Origin of the sequence: Paraburkholderia humisilvae, assembly GCF_902859855.1 — a bacterium.
In the GTDB taxonomy this organism is placed as follows: Bacteria; Pseudomonadota; Gammaproteobacteria; order Burkholderiales; family Burkholderiaceae; genus Paraburkholderia; species Paraburkholderia humisilvae.
Genome location: NZ_CADIKH010000259.1, coordinates 1 through 2,439, shown reverse-complemented (window position 1 = coordinate 2,439; position 2,439 = coordinate 1). Strand labels below are relative to the sequence as shown.

Genomic DNA, 2,439 nt, shown 5'->3' with positions numbered 1-2,439 from the left:
CGCGAGCGGCCGGTTTGGTGTGTACGCAACCACCAGCGGTCCGGGCTTCACGAATACGCTGACCGCATTGGCGACCGCTTACACGGACCGATCGGCTGTGCTCGCGTTGTCAGGCGAGGTCGGGCGCGACTGGATGGGGCGTGGCGCGTTTCAGGACTCGAGTGCGGCCGGGATGCGTGCGACGGCCATGGCGACGCCGGTAACGGCACTGCAACTCGAGCTCGGCGCGCCATCGCTGACGTATCGGCATCTGGATCGTCTGTTGCACAGTATGTTGGGCCATGCATCGCGTGGTCCGGTGCATCTGTCGATACCGGCCGACGTTCAGCGTGCGGAAACAGCAGGCCACTGGTCAAGGCTGCATGAGCGACTGTATCAGCCCCGCTTTGTCGATGCTCATAGCTGCGGCGCGTTCTGGGACCATGTGGAGTCGGGCGCGAAAGTGGCGATTCTGGCCGGCAGCGGGTGCGCGCAATCCAATGCGTCGCAGGAGCTGAAGCGGTTCGCCGAACGCTTCGACGTGCCGGTGGCGACGACACTGTCCGCTAAAGGCGTGTTTCCGGAGGATCACCCTTTGAGTCTTGGTGTCCTAGGCTGGTGCGGCAATCGCCCGGCGCTCGATGCGCTGACGTCGGGTGAACTCGACGTCCTGTTCGTGCTCGGCTCACGTCTCAACATGCTCGATACGCTGATCTGGAGTGAAGGCTTCAGGCCGCGGCGTGCGCTGATCGTCAACGACATCAATCCTTCGCGCGTTTTTTGCGACTATCACGTAAATCTGTCGATACTCGGCGATGCGCGTACATGCCTTGAAATGCTGAACGATGCGTCGCCTGAAGTCCCCAACCGCATACGCGCAAGTGGGGCGGCGAGGCGGGAGTGGGTGTCGCGGCTAAAGGCTGTTGACGCATCGAACGACGCTGCAGCGCACTCCGATTCAAGCGTCGGACACATTCATCCTGCTGATGCGCTCCGGGCGCTGCGATGGGTGATGCCGCGCTCGACACGGCTGTTTATCGACAGCGGAGCGCATGCGTTCTTTGCGGGACACTACTGGACCGCCTATGAGCCAGGACGGTTTTTCACGTCGATCAAGTATATGGGCGCGATGGGATGGGCCATTCCGGCGGCAATGGGCGCACAACTTGTCCATCCGAACGACCCCTGTGTGGTCGTGACCGGAGACGGTTGCATGCTGATGCATGGCGTCGAGATTCAGACCGCTGCCCGGTATCGGGTTCCGCTGATCTGTGTGGTGTTCAACAATTCGGCTTTCGGCAATCCCAAACTACGTGCGGATCGCATCAGCCCCGCGATGGCGGAATTGCATGCGTTGCCGACCCACGACTGGGCGAGATTCGCGAGTTCTGTCGGCGCGAAGGGTATCACTGTCGACGATCCATCGGAACTGGAAAATGCGTTTGAGCAGGCCTTAAAGTCCGAAACGACGGTTGTTATTGACGTGCGGACTGGTAATTTCCCGACACCGACCGAGCGATTCGACGGGCAAGCCGCTTAGTGAAATTGGAGGGGCCTCTGCGCTTTATGTGACAAGGGGCTTGCCTGAATATTGCGCTTGCATACCGGTGGTTAGAAGTTTTGTCGCGTGAGCGTTGGGCTTCGAGGGTTGTCGGATCGCCGCCAAACGGCCTTCCGACGGCGCTGTCGCGACGCCGGAGTACAGCCGTCGATGAGTACGACAACGCCATGTCCGAGTCCTTCTTCGGTACGCCTGAAGCGGAAGTGCTCTGTCGTGAAGACTCCGCGACCGACGAACACGCACGGCGGCGGCCGTTCTCGTTTCCGGGGAGCGAGTACAACATACGTCGTTTGCACAGCAGCATCGGCTACTGTTCGCAGCTCGAGTTTGAAAACCTGCATGCGCAAGATCAAAATTTGTCGCCACGCAGGTTGCCCGCCGGCGGGCAGCGTCGTGGTCGTGAGAGACGACCCGTCGCCCGCCCGTGACAACCCGCGACTCAGCAGGAGGATCAATACTGGACTAAATCCGTCCGTCGAAGCGGGTCAAGCTCATTCTTTGATCAATAAGTTATCCTGTCAAAATCAACTTCCTCGACTATTTCCGCTATTTGCACCATGTATGGACGACTCCCTGTTGTCAAGCAATCCCGGTCGCTGGCATGAGGCGAGGTTGCAGTCATGTATCCGGGCTCAGTTCGCAGCACTGGCTGTGGGGCCCACGATGAATATCCACGAATGGGTGCCCCCATCAGATGCTCGGGCTTTGTGCCCTTGGTGCAAAGCGGGTTTGACCCATCACGGCCCGACCGTTCTGTCATCGAATTGAAGTCTGCTCAAGCAACCTCTGGAAAGTGAACGATGTTTCGATGTTAAAGACTGGGGTTGTGTGAATGCGTCACACTGGATCGCACGGGAACACTGCCAGCCTGATAGGGCTGATCCCGAATCAGCATCGCC

2 protein-coding genes are annotated in these 2,439 nt (G+C 59.5%); both read left to right on the top strand.

The window, feature by feature from the left end; all coding sequences use genetic code 11:
- Nucleotides 1-1,519 (top strand): thiamine pyrophosphate-binding protein (locus HV796_RS41660; protein ID WP_175233468.1); only part of this gene is annotated, 1,519 nt, incomplete at its 5' end.
- 188 nt (nt 1,520-1,707) lie between these two features.
- Complete coding sequence (locus HV796_RS41655; protein WP_175233467.1) at nt 1,708-1,968, top strand: hypothetical protein; 261 nt, start codon at nt 1,708-1,710, stop codon at nt 1,966-1,968.
- Nucleotides 1,969-2,439: the final 471 nt, after the last annotated feature.